The organism is Streptomyces aurantiaciflavus, assembly GCF_049808595.1.
Classification (GTDB): domain Bacteria; phylum Actinomycetota; class Actinomycetes; order Streptomycetales; family Streptomycetaceae; genus Streptomyces.
On the sequence record NZ_JBNCAQ010000009.1, the window covers coordinates 96,919 to 112,645 of the forward strand.

At 70.4% G+C, this 15,727-nt stretch carries 16 protein-coding genes and 1 pseudogene; 9 read left to right on the forward strand and 8 right to left on the reverse strand.

Annotated features, from left to right (window positions below):
* Window positions 1–16: 16 nt before the first annotated feature.
* The gene (locus ACPT94_RS12630) at window positions 17–943 is read left to right on the forward strand and encodes a DUF3027 domain-containing protein (RefSeq protein ID WP_360334249.1); all 927 of its coding nucleotides are present in this window, start codon (window positions 17–19) and stop codon (window positions 941–943) included.
* A gap of 4 nt (window positions 944–947) precedes the next feature.
* On the opposite strand, the gene ACPT94_RS12635 is transcribed toward ACPT94_RS12630, so the two are convergent.
* The 5 genes and pseudogenes from ACPT94_RS12635 to ACPT94_RS12655 all read right to left on the reverse strand — a co-directional run bounded on the left by ACPT94_RS12635 (window position 948) and on the right by ACPT94_RS12655 (window position 2,969).
* Window positions 948–1,529 (reverse strand): Uma2 family endonuclease, encoded by a 582-nt coding sequence (locus ACPT94_RS12635; protein WP_360334252.1) that lies wholly within the window; start codon window positions 1,527–1,529, stop codon window positions 948–950.
* Window positions 1,530–1,556: 27 nt separating this feature from the next.
* The gene (locus ACPT94_RS12640) at window positions 1,557–1,814 is read right to left on the reverse strand and encodes a hypothetical protein (protein ID WP_360334254.1); all 258 of its coding nucleotides are present in this window, start codon (window positions 1,812–1,814) and stop codon (window positions 1,557–1,559) included.
* The gene (locus ACPT94_RS12645) at window positions 1,811–2,158 is read right to left on the reverse strand and encodes a hypothetical protein (RefSeq protein WP_360334257.1); all 348 of its coding nucleotides are present in this window, start codon (window positions 2,156–2,158) and stop codon (window positions 1,811–1,813) included. Before ACPT94_RS12645 ends, ACPT94_RS12640 begins: the two co-directional genes overlap by 4 nt.
* 67 nt (window positions 2,159–2,225) lie before the next feature.
* Window positions 2,226–2,499: pseudogene (locus ACPT94_RS12650) on the reverse strand (helix-turn-helix domain-containing protein); the annotation flags it as partial.
* Entirely contained in the window at window positions 2,442–2,969 is a 528-nt protein-coding gene (locus ACPT94_RS12655; RefSeq protein ID WP_425245914.1) for an ATP-binding protein, read from the reverse strand. The pseudogene ACPT94_RS12650 and the gene ACPT94_RS12655, both read right to left, overlap by 58 nt.
* A gap of 117 nt (window positions 2,970–3,086) precedes the next feature.
* Here ACPT94_RS12655 and ACPT94_RS12660 point away from each other — a divergent pair, with 117 nt between their 5' ends.
* From ACPT94_RS12660 to ACPT94_RS12675, 4 genes are read left to right on the forward strand one after another with little or no spacing between them, the layout of a single operon-like run.
* Complete coding sequence (locus ACPT94_RS12660; protein WP_425245849.1) at window positions 3,087–3,965, forward strand: helix-turn-helix domain-containing protein; 879 nt, start codon at window positions 3,087–3,089, stop codon at window positions 3,963–3,965.
* Window positions 3,962–4,171, forward strand: coding sequence for a DUF397 domain-containing protein (locus tag ACPT94_RS12665; RefSeq protein WP_425245850.1), 210 nt, complete (start codon window positions 3,962–3,964; stop codon window positions 4,169–4,171). The genes ACPT94_RS12660 and ACPT94_RS12665 overlap by 4 nt, the downstream gene beginning before the upstream one ends.
* Before the next feature lie 5 nt (window positions 4,172–4,176).
* Window positions 4,177–4,365: a DUF397 domain-containing protein gene (locus tag ACPT94_RS12670; protein ID WP_425245851.1), complete on the forward strand. Its 189-nt coding sequence runs from the start codon at window positions 4,177–4,179 to the stop codon at window positions 4,363–4,365.
* A 56-nt stretch (window positions 4,366–4,421) separates the two neighbouring features.
* On the forward strand, window positions 4,422–7,541 hold the full coding sequence (locus tag ACPT94_RS12675; RefSeq protein ID WP_425245852.1) for a sacsin N-terminal ATP-binding-like domain-containing protein: 3,120 nt from the start codon (window positions 4,422–4,424) through the stop codon (window positions 7,539–7,541).
* 72 nt (window positions 7,542–7,613) lie between these two features.
* Here ACPT94_RS12675 and ACPT94_RS12680 read toward each other — a convergent pair whose 3' ends face one another.
* Window positions 7,614–7,970 (reverse strand): DUF6086 family protein, encoded by a 357-nt coding sequence (locus tag ACPT94_RS12680; RefSeq protein ID WP_360334272.1) that lies wholly within the window; start codon window positions 7,968–7,970, stop codon window positions 7,614–7,616.
* 237 nt (window positions 7,971–8,207) lie between these two features.
* Between ACPT94_RS12680 and ACPT94_RS12685 the strand changes: the two genes are divergently transcribed.
* The 3 genes from ACPT94_RS12685 (at window position 8,208) to ACPT94_RS12695 (ending at window position 11,109) form a co-directional block, all read left to right on the forward strand.
* Complete coding sequence (locus tag ACPT94_RS12685; RefSeq protein ID WP_360334275.1) at window positions 8,208–8,990, forward strand: DUF5707 domain-containing protein; 783 nt, start codon at window positions 8,208–8,210, stop codon at window positions 8,988–8,990.
* A 121-nt stretch (window positions 8,991–9,111) separates the two neighbouring features.
* Window positions 9,112–10,044: a hypothetical protein gene (locus tag ACPT94_RS12690; RefSeq protein WP_425245853.1), complete on the forward strand. Its 933-nt coding sequence runs from the start codon at window positions 9,112–9,114 to the stop codon at window positions 10,042–10,044.
* 261 nt (window positions 10,045–10,305) lie between these two features.
* A complete protein-coding gene (locus tag ACPT94_RS12695; RefSeq protein ID WP_360334281.1) occupies window positions 10,306–11,109 on the forward strand; it encodes a hypothetical protein in 804 nt (267 codons plus the stop codon).
* 158 nt (window positions 11,110–11,267) lie between these two features.
* On the opposite strand, the gene ACPT94_RS12700 is transcribed toward ACPT94_RS12695, so the two are convergent.
* Together ACPT94_RS12700 and ACPT94_RS12705 are read right to left on the reverse strand one after the other, a co-directional pair.
* Window positions 11,268–13,640: an HAD-IC family P-type ATPase gene (locus tag ACPT94_RS12700; RefSeq protein WP_425245854.1), complete on the reverse strand. Its 2,373-nt coding sequence runs from the start codon at window positions 13,638–13,640 to the stop codon at window positions 11,268–11,270.
* A gap of 88 nt (window positions 13,641–13,728) precedes the next feature.
* Window positions 13,729–14,094 carry a DUF2530 domain-containing protein gene (locus tag ACPT94_RS12705; protein WP_360334287.1) on the reverse strand — a complete coding sequence of 122 codons (366 nt, stop codon included), beginning with the start codon at window positions 14,092–14,094 and terminating at the stop codon, window positions 13,729–13,731.
* A 172-nt stretch (window positions 14,095–14,266) separates the two neighbouring features.
* Here ACPT94_RS12705 and ACPT94_RS12710 point away from each other — a divergent pair, with 172 nt between their 5' ends.
* Window positions 14,267–15,718 carry an NCS2 family permease gene (locus ACPT94_RS12710; RefSeq protein ID WP_360334289.1) on the forward strand — a complete coding sequence of 484 codons (1,452 nt, stop codon included), beginning with the start codon at window positions 14,267–14,269 and terminating at the stop codon, window positions 15,716–15,718.
* Window positions 15,719–15,727 lie beyond the last annotated feature (9 nt).

The following is a 15,727-nucleotide window of genomic DNA, read 5'->3' on the forward strand; positions in this document are numbered from 1 at the left end:
GAGAGAAGCGATACCTGTGAGCGCAGCGATCACGCGAAGCCGCACCCCCGACCGCCTGTGCGCCGAGGCCGTCGACCTCGCCCGCACCGCGGCAGAGGAGGCCGCCGCGCCCGGCGTGGTCGGGGAGCACGTCGGCGTGCTCTCCGAGGGCGACCGCGTGGTGACGCACTTCTTCGAGTGCCGCGAGCTCGGCTACCGGGGCTGGCGCTGGGCGGTGACGGTCGCGCGCGCCTCGCGGGCGAAGGTCGTGACGCTGGACGAGGTGGTCCTGCTGCCCGGCCCGGACGCGGTCCTCGCCCCCGAGTGGGTCCCGTGGAGCGAACGCCTCCGCCCCGGCGACATGGGCCCGGGCGACCTGCTCCCCACCGACGCCGAGGACCTCCGCCTGGAGCCCGGCTACACCGGCGAGGAGGCCCCGTCGCCGAGCTCGGCCGTCTCGGAGGAGATGGCGGAGCTGGTGGAGGCGGAGGACGCGGAGGTGACGGCGGGCCCGCCGGCGAAGCTCCCGACGACTCCGTCCCGCGGCTCCATCGCCGCGGTCGCGGAGGAACTCGGCATGCGCCGGGCCCGGGTCCTCTCCCGCTACGGCCTCCACACCGCCGCCGACCGCTGGGAAGAGGCCTACGGCGCCAAGACCCCCATGGCCCAGGCGGCCCCCGCCTCCTGCGTCACCTGCGGCTTCCTCACCCCCATCGGCGGCTCCCTCGGCCAGGCCTTCGGCGTCTGCGCCAACGAGTTCTCACCCGCCGACGGCCGTGTGGTGTCGCTCGCGTACGGCTGCGGCGGCCACTCCGAGGCCGCGGTCATGCCGAAGCCGCCGCGGCCGGCTCCGCCGGTGATCGACGAGACGCGGGTGGACCCGTTCCCCCTGCGTCCGGCGGCGGACTCCGGATCGGTGCCGGTGATGACGGACGAGGAGTCGGCGGAGCTGGGGCACTCCTGAGCCGTCAGCCCCCCGACCCGGGCCGGTCGCCCTCGTTCCGGTCGTCCTCGTTCCGGTAGAGCGGCAGGCCGTCCGTCGGGATCGTCCACTCGCCGATGGTGACGTCCTCGCCGTACACGAAGTCCTTGCGCGTCGCGTAGCGCGGGCCGTCGGGGGTGGGGTGGATGTCGGTGAGGACGGCGCCGGTGCCGGTGCGGGGGTCGAAGACGGCGTAGACGGGGACGCCGATCAGCGGGTAGTCGCGCATCTTGGAGACCCAGTCGTTGTCCGGGTTGGAGCGCGAGACGATTTCCACGGCGGCGACGAGCGAGCGGGGATCGAAGGATCCGTCTCCCTCCATCTCGGCCTCGCTGATCACCATCACATCGGGACGGCGCATGACGCCCTCGGGTTCGTCCTCGACGTCGGGTTCACCCGTGTGCGCCACGAGATCCTCCGGCATCACCTTCTCCAGGCGTTTCCGGATGTGCACAGTCGTCAGCGCATGCCGGCCGCCGGGATCCCTCAGATCGTGGACGATCCCTTCCTTGGTGATCTCGAACCGGCCGGGGAGGGTGTCGTCCATGGACTGCACGAAGTCGCGCATGGCCCGGTAAGCGTGTGGGAGCAAGGCTCAGAAGCCCAGGTAGGTGATCTGGACGATGTAGACGCGTTCGCTGCGTACGACGACCTGGTAACCGAACCAGCCGCCGGAGACGATGATTTCGCCGCCCTTCGGGTCGATCCCTTCATGGGCCCGCCCGTGAATGTGGAGGGCTTCGGCCGCTCTGACCAGTTCGTCGGCCTTGCGTTCCACGGCGGTGAGGAAGTCTGCAGGGGCAGTACGAGCGGCTTCTTCGGCGCCGAAGGCGTACTCCCACTTCCAGCTCACTCGCGCACTGCTTTCAGGGCCTCCTCGAGGACCGCGCTCAGCTCGCGGAGGGCTTCCCGCGCGACGTCCGGGTCTTCATGCTCCAGATTGCTCTCCGCCTGGGCGTAGCGGGTGGAGAGGTCCGGACGGCGGGCGATTTCGATCTCCTTGGCCCAGATCAGGACCCAGCTCTGTACCGGGCTGAGTGATTGCCACTCGACTGCCTTGGCAAAGGCCTCGTCCTTCATGGACTGCATCTCGTCCAGGCGACCTGGGGCAACGACGGTGAGAGCTGCACGCAGGGCATCAGGAGTCAGCTCAGGACGGGGAATCAACTCGTGCTCGTGATCGGCCTGAGTGCTCATGGTGTCCTCCTGGGAGTGCCCAGGCCAGAGTACCCGGCCTGCTGGAAGAGAACGGGACAGAACGGTCTCAGGAAGCGGTGGTGAGGGGAGTGCGGCAGTCACGGCAGAGTCCTGGAGTCGGTGAGCGGAAGGCGTGGTCGCAGCCGTCGCAGTTCTGGAGCGGGTGGCGGAGCCGGCGGCGGCTCGGGGGCGCGGTATGGGGGAAGGGGCGGCAGCTGTGCGGTCAGACGGTGGGCCAGGAAGGCGGCCGGGCGGATCAGGGGTTCCAGCGGCAGGTTCTCGGTCAGGGCGTGGCGTACGGCGGTGGGGGTGAGGTCGCGTTCCAGCCAGGCGGCGACGCCAAGGGATCGCCCTTGTCACCGGAGCACGCGTTTTCGGGCTCCGGTGACAGACGGATTTCGGCCCACACCGTCTTGCGTGGCCGCAGCCCCTCGTACACACCCCAGCGGTCGGCCAACGCGTCCACCAGGAGCAGGCCTCGGCCCGATTCGGAGTCGTCCTCTGCGCCCTGCCGGAGGCTCGGCGTCCGGTCGCCCCGCGTGTCCGTGACCTCGACGCGGAGCGTGCCGCCGATGACGTAGAGCAACAGCCCGAAGTCCCTGCCGGGGACGCGGCCGTGGGTGACGGCGTTGGCGGCCAGCTCGGCGACGATGTGGGCCGCCGGGTCCAAGGGGAGCCCCCAGGCGCGGAGTTGTTCCGTGGCGAGGAGCCGGGCGAGGCGGGCTCCGCGGGGCGTGGACGACAGCCGCAGGCTGAAGTTGCGGAAGTGGTCGCCGGGTTGCGGCTGGCCGGAGGTGAATTCCTGGATCACGTCACTCAGAGTGTCCAAGTCGGCCTACTGTGAAAAGTGACGACGCGGTTGCGTACGGTGACTGTCCGGGGGTTGTCCGGCGGTGTCGAGGGCTGTCGAGCGACGGAGGGGCGCGGAATGACGCACGTGAATGGAACACCGGTGAGCGTTGAGGTCGATGCGGACGAGCCGGGGTGGGAGGTGGAGCCGGACGACGAGTGGGGGTTGGCAGTCGTCGCCACCGTGGGACGGCAGTTGAAGCTGCGCCGCGAGGCGTTGGGGATGCGGGCCGGCCAGTTCGCGGAGGCGGTCGGTTACGGCGAAGACATGATCTACAAGATTGAGAGCGGAAAGCGGATTCCTCGCCCCGAGTTCCTGGACAGGGCGGACGAGGTGCTGGGGGCGGGTGGGCTGCTCTCGGCGATGAAGGAGGACGTGAAGAAGGTCAGTTACCCGAAGAAGGTGCGGGATCTGGCTTCGATGGAGGCTAAGGCGGTCGAACTTCAGCTCTACGATCCGCTGAACATCCATGGACTGTTGCAGACACCTGAGTACGCACGAGCGCTGCTTCTGATGCGGCGCCCCGCGTACGGCGAGGAGGAGGTGGAGCGGTTCATCGCCGCGCGTGTGGCCCGCAAAACCGTCTTCGAAAGGGACCCGTCGCCTGAGATCAGCTTTGTTCTGGAGGAGTGGACTCTACGACGCCCCCTCGGAGGAAAGACGGTGTTGCGCGGCCAACTCGAGTATCTGCGCGAGGCAGGTCGGTTGCGGAACGTCGAGCTTCAGGTGATGCCGATGAACCGTGAGGAGCACGCCGGATTGGCCGGTGGCATCGAGGTGCTGAAGTTCGAGGACGGCTCTGCGGTGGGTCGTTCGCCAGCGGTGGCCAACGGCCGACCGGTCTCCGAGCCCAGGCATCTCCGTATCCTGGAACTGCGCTATGGCATCATCCGGGCTCAGGCGCTCACCCCGCGTGAGTCGACGGCCTTCATTGATCAACTGCTGGGGGAAACATGATCCGCAACACCTCGGCCGGGGGCGCCTCCGGCCTGGCGTGGTTCAAGAGCAGCTACAGCAGCAGCAGCGAAGGCGACTCCTGCGTGGAAGTAGCCACCACCCCCGCCACCATCCACATCCGCGACTCGAAGACCGTGGACGGCCCCCGCCTGGCCTTCGCCCCGAGCGCCTGGACCGCCTTCCTCCCGTACGCCTCCGAGGACTGAGAGGCATGACCGACCTGGCGTGGTTCAAGAGCAGCTACAGCAGCGGCTCCGAGGGCGACTCCTGCGTCGAGGTAGCCACCACCCCCACCACCATCCACATCCGTGACCCCAAGAACGACCCGGTCGACGGCCCCCGCCTCACCCTCACCCCCGCCGCCTGGTCCGGCTTCCTCCCCTTCGCCTCCGGAAGCTGACCGCCTCCGCCGCGCGATACCTTCTCCTCACGGCGACGAGGAAGAGGGAAACCGACGTGAGCAAGTTCGTGCGGCCGGCGCCCGAGGGCGCGGACCCCTTCGGTACGGCCCGTCTGCGCCGCGGGGTGCTGGACGCCTGGGCGACCAGTCCCGCCCGGTTCCGGGAGGACGCCAACGCCGAGGAGGATCTCGTCCTCGGCGGCTACCGGGACCGCCTCGTCGTCGAGCTGGCGCAGAACGCGGCGGACGCGGCGGCGCGGGCGGGTGTCCCCGGGCGGCTGCGCCTCACGCTCCGCGAGGGCGTCCTCGTCGCCGCGAACACCGGCGCACCGCTGGACGCGGCCGGTGTCGAGTCGCTCGCCACGCTCCGGGCGTCCGCGAAGCGGGACACGCAGCAGGTGTCGGTCGGCCGCTTCGGCGTCGGCTTCGCGGCCGTCCTCGCCGTCACCGACGAGCCCGCCGTCGTCGGCCGGCACGGCGGGGTGCGCTGGTCGCTGGCGGAGGCCCGCGTCCTGGCCTCCGAGACGGCCCGCCACAGCCCCGGCCTCGGGGACGAGATCCGCCGCCGCGACGGACACGTGCCCCTGCTGCGGCTGCCGTTCGCCGCCGAGGGCACGGCCCCGGACCCGTACGACACGGCCGTCATCCTGCCGTTGCGGGACCCGGCCGCCGCCGATCTCGCCGAGCGGCTGCTGACCGCCGTGGACGACGCCCTGCTCCTCGCCCTGCCGGGGTTGGAGGAGGTCGTCGTGGAGGTGGGCGACCAGGCGCCGCGCACCCTGTGCCGCCGCGCCGACGGGGACCTGACCGTCGTGGAGGACTCCCGGGACGGCACCACCCGCTGGCGTGCCGCCGCCGCGAACGGGCCGCTCACGGCGGACCTGCTGGCCGACCGGCCGGTGGAGGAGCGGCTGCGGCCGTACTGGTCGGTGACCTGGGCGGTGCCCGTGGACGCCGACGGCAGCCCGGCGCACCCCCGCACCAGCCCCGTACTGCACGCGCCGACCCCGAGCGACGAGCCGCTCGGTGTGCCCGCGCTGCTCATCGCCTCCTTCCCGCTGGACACCACCCGGCGTCATGCCGCGCCCGGCCCGCTGACCGACTTCCTGGTGCAGCGCGCCGCCGACGCGTACGCCGGGCTGCTCGCCGAGTGGCGGCCGGTGGGCGCCGGGATCATCGATCTGGTGCCGGGCCCACTGGGCAAGGGCGAGCTGGACGGCGTCCTGCGCCAGGCGATCCTGGACCGGCTGCCCCGCACGGCGTTCCTGCCGCCCGCCGTCGAGCCCGCACCGGAGGAGGAGCTCCCCGAGGTGCTGCGGCCGCGTGACGCGGAGATCGTGGAGGGGGCGGGCGCCGACACCGTACGGGTGCTGGCGGAGGTCCTGCCGACCCTCCTTCCCGCCGGGCTGGAACGGCGGGTGGAACTGCGCACTCTCGGCGTGGCCCGGATCCCGCTCGCCGACGCGATCGACCGGCTGGCGGGGCTGGAGAAGTCCCCGGACTGGTGGTACCGCCTGTACGAGAGTCTGGCGGGCGTCGACCCGGACCGGCTCTCCGGGCTGGCCGTGCCGCTGGCCGACGGGCGGACGACGATCGGGCCCCGGCAGGTGCTGCTGCCCGACCCGGACACGGCCGGCGTCGACGCGGACGTCCTGGCCCGGCTCGGCCTCAAGGTCGCCCACGAGGACGCCGCGCACCCGCTGCTGGAGAAGCTCGGAGCCCTTCCCGCGACGCCGCGTGCCATCCTCACCACGCCGCAGGTGCGGGCTGCCGTCGCCGCGTCCCTCGATGACAGCGGCGTGGCCTGGGAAGAGGACGCGCCCGACGCCGAGGAGCTCGCCGACACCGTCCTCGCCCTCGTCCGTGACGCGGGACTGGAGCCCGGCGACGAGCCCTGGCTCGGCGCCCTCGCCCTGCCCGACGAGGACGGTGAACTCGTCCCCGCCGGTGAACTCGTCCTCCCCGGCAGCCCGTTCGCGTCCGTGATCCGCGAAGACGAACTGGCGTCCGTCGACGCCGAGTTGGCGGAGAAATGGGGCGAGCAGCCCTTGGCCGCCTGCGGCGTCCTCGCCGACTTCGCGCTCGTCCGCGCCACGGACGTCGTCCTCGACCCGGACGAACTGGAGCCCCGCGAGGGCGACTTCGCCGAACCCGACGACGCGGGCCTGCTCGACGCCGTCGACGTGTGGTGCGAGGACATCCTCGACCGCTTCCCGGACAGCCCGGTGCCTCCGGTGGCCACCGAGCTGATCGCCGTCCGCGACCTCGACCTCGTGGACGACGACAAGTGGCCCCAGGCCCTCGCCCTCCTCGCCCGGCCCCCGCTGCGCGACGCCCTCACCCAGCCGGTCCGCATCCTCCTCCACGACGGCACCCACGAGGTCGTACGGCCCTACACCGCCTGGTGGCTGCGCGGCCAGCCCGTCCTCGACGGCCGCCGCCCGGCGGGTCTGCTGGCGGCGGGCGGCGACCCGTTGCTCCGCGGCCTGTACGACGAGGCCGACGCCACCGGCTTCGACGACGAGCAGGTCCTGCGGGCGCTGGGCGTACGGACGTCGGTGTCGGCGCTGCTGGACGAGCCGGGCGGCGCGGCGGAACTCCTGGACCGCCTCGCCGACCCGGACCGCCCCGTCACCGCGGCCCAACTGCACGGCCTGTACGGCGCACTGGCCGAGCTGGACCCCGAGCAGGTGACCCTGCCGGACGAGCTGCGGGCCGTCGTCGACGGCCGGGTGGAGGTCGTGGACGCGGCCGACGCCGTCGTCGTCGACTCCCCCGACCTGCTCCCCTTCACGGAGGGCGTCCCCCTGCTGCCGGTCCGCCCGTCCCGCGCCGCCGACCTGGCCGAACTGTTCCAGGTACGGCGACTGAGCGAGTCCGTGACGGGCGAGGTGGACTCGGAGGGCACCGAGCACGACGTACCCGAGTCGGTCCGCGCCCTCCTCGGCCCACGCACCCCCGACACCTACGTCGAGCACGAGGAACTCGTCGTCGACGGCGTCGAGATCGACTGGCGCCTCACCAACGACGGCGTCCTGCACGCCGCCACCCTGGAGGGCGTCGCCGCCGGTCTGGCCTGGGCGGCCGGCCAGTGGCCCCGCCGCTTCGAGGTCGCCGCCCTGCTGGAGGACCCGTCCCGGACGGCAGAGCTGGCCCGGGACCGCTGGTTCGACTGAGACGGACGCACGGCAAAGGCCGCTCCGCCGGGATGACCCCGGTGGAGCGGCTTGTCATTTCGTCCGTTTGTGTCAGGCCATGGAGCCCGCGAAGGCCGACTTCTCCCGCCCCAACGTCGCCTCGTGCTCTGGCCGGAGAATGATCACGCCACCTGTCCGCTCCACGAGGACGAGCGAGGTGATCAGCAGGCCGTGTACGAGACTGTGCAGCACGTGGTTGCGCGTGGAGGAGTAGCGGTCGTACAGCTGTGCGGTGAAGGTCAGCAGCGCCGCCGGATCCACCTCGCAGCCGCCTTCCCGGGTAGGCGTCAGACCGGACGGCACCTCAAGGAACTCGGCTGCTCCCCGTGCGAGGGAGGCGTACAGCTGACCGCTGTAGTAGCCCGCGTCCCAGACCGTCTTGTCACCGCACTCGAAGGGGTAGCTCAATCCGCGATCTCCAATCTGAGGTCGAGCTCAGGGTATTGGGGCAGCGGCCGCAGCGCCCGCGCGGTCGCTGACGGTCATTCACGCTTCGCTCACAATTCCTTCGTCAAATACGCAACCGTCGAGTAGGGTCGCGAGTCTCACACAGCGAACCGGCTGTCACAGCCGGTCCGTTGAGCATTCGGGCCCCGCTGGGACGTCGCGTCCCGCGGGCCCCATCGACCTGGGGGAACCACACTCATGCGTATCCGCAACGCTGCCGCCGCCGTGTCTCTCGGTGCCGTCGCCCTCACCGGGCTGGCCGTGCCCGCCGCGCAGGCCGACGAGGTGCGAGGCGACACCAAGATCTCCAACGTCGTGGTGAACGGTGGCAAGCCGGTCGTCGTCGGCGCGACCGGGACGAAGGCCGTCACCGTCACCTTCACCGTCAAGGACAACTCGGGTGTCGACTGGGCGCAGGTGATCCTGTTCCACGGTGCTGACATCGAGTCGTCCGACAGCGGCGCCGTGGCCAACAGCAGTGACGGCCGGGCCACCTGCACCACCGTCAACGCCACCACCTCGAACTGCAAGTCGACCTTCACGCTCAAGACGGGCGGCAACCTCATCAACAAGGTGGCCGGGCTCTGGAAGGTCTGGGCGATCGCCGCGGGCAATGACGTCGACTACGTCCAGAAGGACTACGCCCGGGGCTTCAACATCCAGCGCTCCTCCAAGCTCACCGTCAACGCCTCCCCGGAGCCGGTGCGCAAGGGCGCCACGATCACCGTGACCGGTGCCCTCACCCGGGCCAACTGGGAGACGCACAAGTTCGGCGGTTACAGCGGTCAGCCGGTGAAGCTCCAGTACAAGAAGAACGGCTCCACCACCTGGAGCACGGTCAAGACCGTCAAGACGAACAGCAAGGGCGGCCTGAAGACCACCGTCAAGGCCACGGCGGACGGCTCCTTCCGCTACACCTTCGCGGGCAACGCGGCGACGGCCGCCGTCACGACCGCCGGCGACTACGTCGACGTCAGGTAGTAGACGCCGTACAACCATTTCCGGCCGCCGGTGATCTGACCACGCGAGCCGACAGGCTCACGCCCACTCGGGCTCGCTGGAGGCATCCGCCCGGAGAGCCCCTTCTTCACTTGGGACATGCATGCGCATTCGAGCCACCGTGGCCGCCGTCACCGGCGCCCTGGCCCTCTCCGCCCTTGCCGTGCCGGCCGCCCAGGCCGTTGACAGCACGCCCGGCAAGGCCGACTCCTTCAAGGCTGCCCAGGCCGCGCACCGGGCCGCCTCCGGCAAGACCGCGTACACGGGTGTGGGCGCGGCCGACACCGGCACCCCCTACGCCCTGGACGCCAAGTTCTCCGGCGTCAAGGTCAACAACGGCAAGCCGATCGTCGCCGGCGCCACCGCCCGGGTGAGCGTGCCGGTGACCTTCCAGGTGACGCACGCCGCGGACGTCGACCTCAACGCCGAAGACGTCGAAATGGACGTCGTCATCTACCGCGGCTCGTACGACAACCCGGCCAACGTCCTGGTCGGCGACGACTGGCCGAGCTGCACCGCCGCCTCGGCGACCGTGTCCAACTGCAAGGGCACCATCGACATCTACCCGACCGACGAGCTGACCAACGCCGACGCCACCACCTTCAAGGCGCTCGGCTACGTCATCGACTGGAACGACGTCGACCCCTTCGCCGAGGACATCGACTGGAGCAAGGTCGGTTACGCCGAGGGCGACGCCCTCGCCACCACCCGGCTCGTGCGCCAGTCGCAGCTGACGGTCAACGCCTCCCCCGAGCCGGTGAGGAAGGGCAAGACCATCACCGTCACGGGCCGGCTGACCCGCGCCAACTGGGACACCAACACGAACACCGGCTACGCCGGCGTGTACGCCCAGCTGCAGTTCCGCAAGAACGGCACCACCACCTACTCCACGGTGAAGAGCGTCAAGACCACCTCGACCGGTGGTCTGGCCACCACCGTCACGGCGTCGGTGGACGGCTACTACCGCTACACCTTCGTGGGCACCACGACCGCCTCGGCGGTCAGCGCCGCGGGTGACTTCATCGACGTGCGCTGACGTCACTGACGTACGTCACTGACACACAGGACAGGGCCCACTCCTCGCCTCCAGCGAGGAGTGGGCCCTGTCCTTTGGCCCTCGGCCCTCTTCCCGCGACCCGTGGCCCTTGATCCGTGGCCCACGGTGCTGTGACTGGCAAGCCATAGCTAAGGCTCCGTCAAAAATCCTTGACTCGCTACAACCCTCCTCATCCGCCACCCATCTCACCTGACGAGTCAACAGACTCCGAGATCACTTCTCTCCATCTGGGGAACGCACATGCGCATTCGCGCCACCGTGGTCGCCGTCACCGGCGCCCTCGCCCTCTCCGCCTTCGCCGTGCCGGCCGCGCAGGCCGCACCGTCGGCGGCGCCCGCTGTCACCTTCTCCAACATGAAGGTGAACAAGGGCAAGAACATCGTCGTCGGCGCCACCGGCAAGGTCGCCGTGCCGGTCACGTACACCCTGACGAAGCCCGCCGACCTGAGCACCTCCTCCTTCGAGAACGGTCCGCTCGTCTACCGCGGTACCACGCTCGGCCCCTCGACCAACCCCATGATCATCAGTGACGCGCCGGGGAAGTGCACCGCGGCCTCGACGACCGTCCTGAACTGCTCGGCGACCATCTACGTCAGCGCGGACTACGGCGACGTGGCGAACAACGAAGCCGGCGTCTGGAAGGTGGGCGCTCTCGCCATCGGCAAGGACGCGCAGTCCGAGGCGGACGCCAAGTGGCAGGGCGGCCTCGGCACCACGAAGATCCTGCGCCTGGCCAAGCTGACGGCCAACGCCGCCCCCGAGCCGGTGAAGAAGGGCAGGACCATCACCGTCACGGGCAAGCTGACCCGCGCCAACTGGGACACCAACACGTACGGCGGTTACTCCGGCGTGTACGCCCAGCTGCAGTTCCGCAAGAAGGGCACCACCACCTACAAGACGGTGAAGAGTGTCAAGACCACCGCGACCGGTGGCCTGAAGACCACGGTGACCGCGTCGGCGGACGGCTACTACCGCTACACCTTCGCGGGCACCGCCACGACCGCGCCGGTCAGCGCGGCGGGCGACTTCATCGACGTGCAGTAATTACCCGACAATCACCTGATCGATGCCCCGCGCTCGCCGCGGGTCCGTATCGACATCGACATCGGCATGCGGCTTCGCCGCGCGTGCGCGTCGTGGACGGCCACGACGCGCACGCCCGCAGGGGCCGGGACGGCACCACCCCCGGCTCCTGCCGAGCGCTAAGCGGGAAAGCGGCGGTCGACCCACCTCCAGAGGAACTCCAGGGCGGCCGCCGCCACCACCGCGATGCCCACCGCGATCCACGGCATCGTCACCCCCACCAGCTTCAGCGCGAAGAAGTCCTGCAGCCACGGCACCACCAGCACCACCAGGAAGCCCACGCCCATCGCGGCCACCAGCGCGATCCGCCACCAGGTGTACGGGCGGGCGATGATCGCCAGCACCCACATCGAGATCAGGAACAGCGTGAGCGTCGCGGCGCTCGTCTCGGCGTCCAGGGCGCCGTCGCCCGTGTAGTGGTGCCGGGCGATCAGATACGTCACGAAGGTCGCGAGACCGGCCAGCACCCCGCCCGGGATCGAGTAGCGCATCACCCGTCGTACGAAGTGCGGCCGGGCGCGTTCCTTGTTGGGGGCGAGGGCGAGGAAGAAGGCCGGGACGCCGATCGTCAGCGTCGACAGCAACGTCAGGTGGCGGGGGAGGAAGGGGTACTCCACCTGCCAGCACACCACCAGCAGGGCCAGCAGCACCGAGTAGACCGTCTTCACCAGGAAGAGGGTCGCCACGCGCGTGATGTTGCCGATGACCCGCCGGCCCTCCGCCACCACCGACGGAAGCGTGGCGAAGCTGTTGTTCAGCAGCACGATCTGGGCGACCGCCCGCGTCGCCTCGGAGCCCGAGCCCATCGCCACGCCGATGTCCGCGTCCTTCAGCGCGAGGACGTCGTTGACGCCGTCGCCGGTCATCGCGACGGTGTGCCCGCGGGACTGCAGGGCGCCGACCATGTCCCGCTTCTGCTGCGGGCTGACCCGGCCGAACACCGTGGCGTCGTCGAGGGCCCGGCCCATCCCGTCGCGCTCGGCGGGCAGCCGGCGCGCGTCGACCGTACGGGCGTCGAGGCCCAGCTTGGCGGCGACGGCGCCCACCGACACCGCGTTGTCGCCGGAGATGACCTTGGCCTGGACGTCCTGCTCGGCGAAGTAGCGCAGGGTGTCGGCGGCGTCGGGACGCAGCCGCTGCTCCAGGACGACGAGGGCGGTGGCGCCGGCGCCGCGGGCGACCTCGGGATCGTCGAGGTCGCGGACGGCGCGGGCGAGGAGGAGGACGCGCAGGCCCTGTTCGTTGAGCCGCTCGGTCTCGGCGAGGGCGGGGTCGTCGGCGGGCAGCAGGACGTCGGGGGCGCCGAGCAGCCACGTACTGGTCTCGCCGTTGCCCTCGCTGAAGGTGGCGCCGCTGTACTTGCGGGCGGAGGAGAAGGGGAGCGACTCGGTGCAGCGCCAGTCGTCGGTGTCCGGGTAGGCGTCGATGATCGCCTGGAGGGAGGCGTTGGGGCGGGGGTCGGACTCGCCGAGCGCGCCGAGGACCTGGTGTACGTACGTGGCGTCGGCGCCGTTGAGGCCGCGGACCTCGGTGACGTCCATGCCGCCCTCGGTGAGGGTGCCGGTCTTGTCCAGGCAGACGGTGTCGACGCGGGCGAGGCCCTCGATGGCCGGGAGTTCCTGGACGAGGCACTGCTGCCGGCCGAGGCGGATCACGCCGATCGCGAAGGCGACGGAGGTGAGGAGGACGAGGCCCTCCGGGACCATGGGGACGATGCCGCCGACGGTGCGGGCGACCGAGTCCTTGAGGTCGTTCTCCTTGACGAACAGCTGGGTGACGACCAGGCCGATCGCGGCGGGGACCATCATCCACGTCACGTACTTCAGGATCGTGGAGATGCCGGAGCGCAGCTCGGAGTGGACGAGGGTGAAGCGGGAGGCCTCCTCGGCGAGCTGGGCGGCGTAGGCCTCGCGGCCGACCTTGGTGGCCTGGAAGGCGCCGCCGCCGGCGACGACGAAGCTGCCCGACATGACCTCGTCGCCGGGACGCTTGACGACGGGGTCCGCCTCGCCGGTGAGCAGCGACTCGTCGATCTCCAGTCCGTCGGCCTCGACGCAGACCCCGTCGACGACGATCTTGTCGCCGGGACCGACTTCCATGAGGTCGTCCAGGACGAGGTCGGAGGTGCTGACCTGGACGGCGACGCCGTCGCGGCGGACCGTCGGCCGGGCCTCGCCTATCACCGCCAGGGAGTCGAGGGTCTTCTTCGCCCGCCACTCCTGGATGATGCCGATGCCGGTGTTCGCGAGGATCACGAACCCGAAGAGGCCGTCCTGGATCGGTGCGACGGCCAGCATGATCAGCCAGAGCACGCCGATGATCGCGTTGAACCGGGTGAAGACGTTCGCCCGGACGATCTCGCCGACGGTTCGGCTGCTGCGGGCGGGTACGTCGTTGACCTGACCGCGTGCGACACGCTCCGCGACCTCGCTGGCGGTGAGCCCGGTCGCCGTGGGAGCCGGGGCGGGGGCGGCGGCGTCGGTATGGGGCATGGAATCGACGGTACGTGCGGATTGGGCCGTTCACCCGCCGGAAGTCCGGAAGATCCGACCTCGGGAGGAGGGCCGTAGTGCGGTGGTACTACGCGCCGTCCACTCGGCCCGACTCGGTCCGGCTCGGCTTCGACGACGACTCGGCGGGCTTCGACGACGGCTCGGCGGGCTCCGACGGTTCGGCGGGCTTCGACGGCTCGGTCGGCCCGGCGTTCGCGGCCCGCTTGATCGCCTCGTCCCGCCTGCGGACGAACCAGATGCCGAAGAGACCGAGTCCGCCGCCCGCCAGGCAGGTCCACAGCCACCACAGGTGGCCGTGGTCGTCGAACCAGCCGTAGAAGGGGAGCTGGACGAGGAAGAGGGCGAACCAGAGGATCGTGCCGCCGGTGATGGTGGCGACCACGGGGCCCTCCAGGGGCTCCGGCGCCTCGTGCTTCGGGGTCCACTTCGCCATGGGGCACAGCTTACGAGGCGGGGGCGGCCCGCCACCCGGCCCTGGGGTCTACGCGCGGAGATGGCGTTCGCGGACTCATATGTTCATACTGAAACAGTTTGTTTCTGACCACTTGTGTTCGTAGGAAGCGCCAAAGCGGCTGGGGGAAGTCCGCTGGTGAATGAGGTTTCGCATGTCCACCTCGGCTCCCGCCAAGGTCCCCGCGCCCGAAGAGCCGGGCAGCTCGCCCGCGTACGGCGCTCTCGACCGCTACTTCAGGATCTCCGAGCGGGGCAGCACCCTCGCCCGTGAGGTCCGCGGCGGTTTCGCCACCTTCTTCGCGATGGCCTACATCATCGTGCTGAACCCGATCATCCTCGGCAGCGCGAAGGACATGTACGGTCACCAGCTCGACAACGGCCAGCTGGTCACCGCCACCTGTGTCACCGCCGCGTTCACGACGCTGCTGATGGGCGTCATCGGCAACGTGCCGATCGCGCTCGCCGCCGGTCTCGGCGTGAACTCCGTCGTCGCGCTCCAGCTCGCACCCCGGATGTCCTGGGCCGACGCGATGGGCATGGTCGTCCTCGCCGGCTTTGTGGTCATGCTCCTGGTCGCCACCGGTCTGCGTGAGCGGGTCATGAACGCCGTGCCCTTCGGGCTGCGCAAGGCGATCAGCATCGGCATCGGCCTGTTCATCATGCTGATCGGACTCGTGGACTCCGGGTTCGTCACCCGTATCCCGGACGCCGCCCACACCACCGTCCCGCTCCAGCTCGGCGCCGACGGTCACCTCAACGGCTGGCCGGTGCTCGTCTTCATCCTCGGCGCGCTGCTCACCCTCGCACTGATCGTCCGCAAGGTCCCCGGCGCGATCCTGATCTCGATCGTCGCCATGACCGCCCTGGCGCTGGTCATCAACGCCGTCGCGAAGGTGCCGACCTGGGGGCTCACCACGCCCGAGTGGCCCGGCAACCCCGTGGAGACCCCCGACTTCGGCCTCATCGGCGAGGTGAGCCTCTTCGGCGGCTTCGGCAAGGTCGGCGTGCTGACCGGCGTCCTCTTCGTCTTCACGGTCCTGCTGTCGTGCTTCTTCGACGCGATGGGCACGATCATGGGCGTCTCCGACGAGGCCAAGCTGACCAACGCCTCGGGTGAGATGCCCGGCATCAACAAGGTGCTCTTCGTCGACGGCCTCGCCGTCGCCGCCGGCGGCGCCAGCTCCTCCTCGGCGACCACCGCCTTCGTGGAGTCCACGGCCGGCGTCGGCGAGGGCGCCCGCACCGGCTTCGCGAACCTCGTCACCGGCGGCCTCTTCGCCGTGGCGCTGTTCCTCACCCCCGTCGCCACGATGGTCCCCTCCCAGGCGGCCACCCCCGCCCTGCTCGCGGTCGGCTTCCTGATCCTGGCGAACTCCGTCAAGGAGATCGACTGGGCCGACCACACCATCGCGATCCCCGCCTTCGTCACGATGGTGATGATGCCGTTCACCTACTCGATCACCAACGGCATCGGCATGGGCTTCATCACCTTCGTGGTGCTGCGCCTGGCGGCCGGGCGGGGCCGGGAGGTGCCGGTGCCGATGTACGTCGTGGCCGCCGTGTTCGGCTTCTACTACCTCATGCCGGCCCTCGGCCTGACCTGATCCCCGCCC

Bases quoted from the DNA above. Each gene is read 5' to 3' on its own strand.
- ACPT94_RS12695 (WP_360334281.1), top strand. From the start codon at position 10,306: ATGCGCATTCGCGCCACCGTGGTCGCCGTCACCGGCGCCCTCGCCCTC.
- ACPT94_RS12635 (WP_360334252.1), bottom strand. From the start codon at position 1,529: ATGCGCGACTTCGTGCAGTCCATGGACGACACCCTCCCCGGCCGGTTC.
- ACPT94_RS12700 (WP_425245854.1), bottom strand. From the start codon at position 13,640: ATGCCCCATACCGACGCCGCCGCCCCCGCCCCGGCTCCCACGGCGACC.
- ACPT94_RS12665 (WP_425245850.1), top strand. From the start codon at position 3,962: ATGATCCGCAACACCTCGGCCGGGGGCGCCTCCGGCCTGGCGTGGTTC.
- ACPT94_RS12660 (WP_425245849.1), top strand. From the start codon at position 3,087: ATGACGCACGTGAATGGAACACCGGTGAGCGTTGAGGTCGATGCGGAC.
- ACPT94_RS12645 (WP_360334257.1), bottom strand. From the start codon at position 2,158: ATGAGCACTCAGGCCGATCACGAGCACGAGTTGATTCCCCGTCCTGAG.
- ACPT94_RS12685 (WP_360334275.1), top strand. From the start codon at position 8,208: ATGCGTATCCGCAACGCTGCCGCCGCCGTGTCTCTCGGTGCCGTCGCC.
- ACPT94_RS12690 (WP_425245853.1), top strand. From the start codon at position 9,112: ATGCGCATTCGAGCCACCGTGGCCGCCGTCACCGGCGCCCTGGCCCTC.
- ACPT94_RS12710 (WP_360334289.1), top strand. From the start codon at position 14,267: ATGTCCACCTCGGCTCCCGCCAAGGTCCCCGCGCCCGAAGAGCCGGGC.
- ACPT94_RS12670 (WP_425245851.1), top strand. From the start codon at position 4,177: ATGACCGACCTGGCGTGGTTCAAGAGCAGCTACAGCAGCGGCTCCGAG.
- ACPT94_RS12705 (WP_360334287.1), bottom strand. From the start codon at position 14,094: ATGGCGAAGTGGACCCCGAAGCACGAGGCGCCGGAGCCCCTGGAGGGC.